Source organism: Kitasatospora sp. NPDC056327 (assembly GCF_042261735.1).
In the GTDB taxonomy this organism is placed as follows: domain Bacteria; phylum Actinomycetota; class Actinomycetes; order Streptomycetales; family Streptomycetaceae; genus Kitasatospora.
The window spans coordinates 1-3,791 of sequence record NZ_JBHJRC010000464.1 but is presented as its reverse complement, the minus strand read 5'-3'; the positions used below and the strand labels follow the sequence as shown (position 1 = coordinate 3,791).

The 3,791-nt window shown below is 74.1% G+C and carries 4 protein-coding genes; 3 read left to right on the top strand and 1 reads right to left on the bottom strand.

Going from position 1 to position 3,791, the window contains the following annotated elements; translation table 11 throughout:
- Nucleotides 1–154: 154 nt before the first annotated feature.
- A complete protein-coding gene (locus ACFCX4_RS35225; protein WP_376151385.1) occupies nucleotides 155–373 on the bottom strand; it encodes a DUF6480 family protein in 219 nt (72 codons plus the stop codon).
- A 539-nt stretch (nucleotides 374–912) separates the two neighbouring features.
- Here ACFCX4_RS35225 and ACFCX4_RS35220 point away from each other — a divergent pair.
- From ACFCX4_RS35220 to ACFCX4_RS35210, 3 genes are all read left to right on the top strand, one after another.
- Nucleotides 913–2,427, top strand: coding sequence for a cryptochrome/photolyase family protein (locus ACFCX4_RS35220; protein ID WP_376151383.1), 1,515 nt, complete (start codon nucleotides 913–915; stop codon nucleotides 2,425–2,427).
- A gap of 146 nt (nucleotides 2,428–2,573) precedes the next feature.
- Nucleotides 2,574–3,005, top strand: a complete 432-nt coding sequence (locus ACFCX4_RS35215) for an SRPBCC family protein (RefSeq protein WP_376151381.1) — start codon at nucleotides 2,574–2,576, stop codon at nucleotides 3,003–3,005.
- Nucleotides 3,006–3,197: 192 nt separating this feature from the next.
- Nucleotides 3,198–3,632 (top strand): DUF6892 domain-containing protein, encoded by a 435-nt coding sequence (locus ACFCX4_RS35210; RefSeq protein WP_376151379.1) that lies wholly within the window; start codon nucleotides 3,198–3,200, stop codon nucleotides 3,630–3,632.
- The last annotated feature ends 159 nt before the right edge of the window (nucleotides 3,633–3,791 follow it).

Genomic DNA, 3,791 nt, shown 5'->3' with positions numbered 1-3,791 from the left:
GTCCCCGGGACCCCGGTCCCGGGGACCGGCCTCCGCAGACACGTGGATCGGTGGAGCCGGGTGAAGGCTGGCCCGACCGCGCAGCGGGTGCTGCCCGGCCTCGGGCCTCGCGACGCCGCGTCGCGCGGGGCGGCATCGCGTTCCGCGGAGGTGGTCACCATCCAGCGATCCGCCCCACGGCGAACCCCGCGCAGGAGACCACCAGGACGGCGATGACCAGCAGGGGGATCCAGCCGGGCCAGGCCGTGTGGAGTTCGACCGACTCCGGAGTCGAGATACCGGCGCATGTGGACGACTCGCACTCGGGCGTCTCGGTGGGCGGGCTCGCGGGCACGGGGGGCTCGTGGGCGGGGATCCTGTGATAGACGGTCATGATGACGCCCTCCGGCGGACGGGAGTTCTGTCAGGAGAAGTGGAGTGCCTCTCCCCGGGCCGTACGACACGGCCGTGCCCTGCTCCACTGAGCAGGTGGCCGAGCCCTCCCTGCCGGCCGGCCCGGTGGACCCCACCCCCTCATGGTCGTCCTGCCGGTGCCCTCGTGCCAGTCACAGCGTCTTCGCAGCGCTCGCTCGGGCGGACGCGCACCGAGCGGCCCGTCCTGACCCGGCCCCTGCCCGGCGCGGGAACCGACCGGGCCGCCGTGGCCGGCGGGCTGCGGCCGGTCCACGAACGATGCGGTACCGCTGCGACTGTGCCGGCCGGCCGCCGCAGCCGATGCTGATCGTAGGGGCACCTGCCGCGCGCCCGGCACGATCACCGAGGAACGGAGCAGATCATGAGACTCCACGAGGAACCGCCGGCCGACCCCGACGACCCCTACTGGCGCCGGCGCCACCCGGGGCCCCGCGCGCACCGCGATGCTCCGGCACCGCCCCTCGGCTCCCGGCCGGCCGGCCTTCCCGGGCGGTCCGCGTGAGCGGGCCGCGCCCGCACTGGCTCTTCGGCGACCAGCTCGGGCCGCACTTCCTCGGCCCCGGCGAGAACGGGCCCGACCCGGACGCGCCGCTCGTCATGATCGAGGCCCGGTCGGTGCTGCGCCGCCGGCGCTTCCACCGGGCGAAGGCCCACCTGGTGCTGTCGGCGATGCGCCACGCCGCGGACGCCCTGGGCGACCGGGTCCGCTACGTCCAGGCCGACACCTACCGCGAAGGCCTGGCGCGAGCGGCCGGGCGCCGCCGGGTCACCGTGCACCACCCGACGTCGCGCGCGGCCCTCGGCCTGGTCGACTCCCTCCCCCGTGTCACGGTGCTGCCGCCGCGCGGCTTCCTCGTCCCTTTCGCCGACTTCCGCCGCTGGGCGGGCGCACCCGGTGCACGACGCCTGCTGCTGGAGGACTTCTACCACCGGGTGCGGCGCGCCGAGCACCTGCTGATGGAACCCGACGGCAGCCCGGCCGGCGGCCGCTGGAACCTGGACCGGGACAACCGCGAGCCACCGCCGACCGGCGCCGCCACCCTCCCGCTGCCGCCGCCCTTCGCGCCCGCGGAGGACGGCATCGACGAGCGCGTCCGGGCCGACCTGGACCGCTGGGAGCGTGCCGGGGAGGTCGCCTTCGTCGGCCGGGACGGCCCCCGCCGCTTCGCCGCGACCCGCCCGGAGGCCGAACGGGCGCTCGCCCACTTCGTGGCCCACCGGCTCGCCGACTTCGGCCGCTACGAGGACGCCATGCTGCACGCCGACCCGTGGATGGCCCACAGCGCGCTCTCCGTCCCGCTCAACCTCGGCCTGCTCGACCCCGGCGAGTGCGTGCGCGCGGCCGAGGCCGCCTACCGGGCCGGGCGGGTGCCCCTCAACAGCGCCGAGGGCTTCGTGCGACAGGTGGCAGGCTGGCGCGAGTACGTCTGGCAGCTCTACTGGCACCTGGGCGAGGGCTACCGCGATTCCGACCACCTCGGCCACCGCGAACCGCTCCCGCCCTGGTTCCGCGACCTGGACGCCGGCGCCGTCACCGCCCGCTGCCTGTCCGGCGTCCTCGGGGAGGTCCGCGACCACGGCTGGGTGCACCACATCCCCCGGCTGATGGTGCTCGGCAACTGGGCCCTGCAGCACGGCTGGGACCCGCGCGAGCTCACCGACTGGTTCCACCGGAGCTTCGTCGACGGCTACGACTGGGTGATGACCGCCAACGTCATCGGCATGTCCCAGTTCGCCGACGGCGGCCTCGTCACCACCAAGCCCTACGCGGCGGGCGGCGCCTACCTCCACCGCATGGGCGACCACTGCGGGCCCTGCCGCTTCCGCCCCACCGAACGCCTCGGTGACCGGGCCTGTCCTTTCACCACCGGCTACTGGGCCTTCGTCCACCGCCACCAGGACCTGCTCGCCGTCAACCACCGCACGGCCCGGGCCGTCGCGGGCCTGCACCGTCTCGGCGGCCTGCCCGAGGTCCTGGCCGCCGAACGCGCCCGCGGCCAGTCACCCCCCTGACGGCGGGCGAGGACGGTGCCGCCACCGCCGGAATCCGGGAACGCGTCCGCGACGAAGAACACGGCGACTACGTCGGTCGGTCGCGGCGTACGGCGACGGGCGACGCGCGCCGGAGAACGGACAACGGACAACGGACAGGAGATCCGATGATCAGCGTGGAACGCAGGATGGTCGTCGAGAACCCGGCAGCGGAGGTTCTGCGGTACCTGGCGGACTTCGGGAACACCACGGAGTGGGATCCGGGCACCGTGGGCTGTGTGCGTCTGGACACCGGTCCCGTGGTGGCGGGTGCGCGCTGGCGCAACACCTCGCGTTTCAGGGGAAGGCAGACGGATCTGGTCTACCGTCTTGAGGAATACCGGCCCGACCGGCTGGTCTTCGTCGGACACAACCGCACCGTCACCGCGACCGACGACATCTCGGTCCGCACGTCGAAGGCCCGCACCGTGCTGGTCTACCGGGCTTCGCTCCGGTTCAACGGCCTGGCACGTCTCGCTGCGCCGTTCCTGCGGGCGGAGTTCGAGCGTCTCGCGGACGCGGTCGCCGAGCGGCTTCCCCGGGTGCTGGCGGGCCGATGACCGTCGGAACGGCGACCGGTCCGCCCACGGCCCGTTCCGTCGGACACCCGGCGCCGCTCGTCGGTCAGGCAACCGGCCCGGCCCGTCGTTCCCGCAGTGGTCCGGCGGACAGGCCGCGGGCCACCGAAGGGCCCGTCGGTGGTGTGGTCCCCCCTGAGCCCGGGTGTCGTACCTCCGTGGTACCCAACTCCCATGAACCAGTTCCACGACTTCAACCTCAAGCTGCTCGTCATCGAGGAGCTCATGTACGGTCCCGAGCCGCTCCTCCCGGTCTACGACCTGTCCGCACGACTGGCCGAACGGGGAATCAGCGACCCCGCGTCCTACGCCCTGGAGAACGGTCTGCACACGGAGGTGCTGGCGGAGCCCCGGGCCCATTTCGCGTCCCTGGAGATCCCGGCCGAGCTGCTCGCCCGGGTGGAGGAGCTGTGCTTCGACGCGGGAGCGGACGTCTTCCGTCACTGTGCCCCTGCCTGGGACGGCGAGGACGGCCTGTTCGACGTCCGCTCGCTCGACGATCTCGCCCTGCTGCCCAACCTGCGGGAGGTCACCTTCGTGGAGGACGGCGTCCTCGCGGTCCCGGACGCGGCGGAGATCCTTGCCGCCCGCGGCATCGAGACCGACTGAGCCTCGACAGAGAACAGTGTCCCCGGGATGCGGCGGGGCGGCCCCGCGCTCGCCGGCCGTCCCGCCGGGAGGTCGGGGGGCCGCGCCCCCGCCCCCCCCCCCGGGCGCGCCGCGCGCAACACCCCCCCCCACCCGTGGGTGTTAAAAACAAAAAGCGGC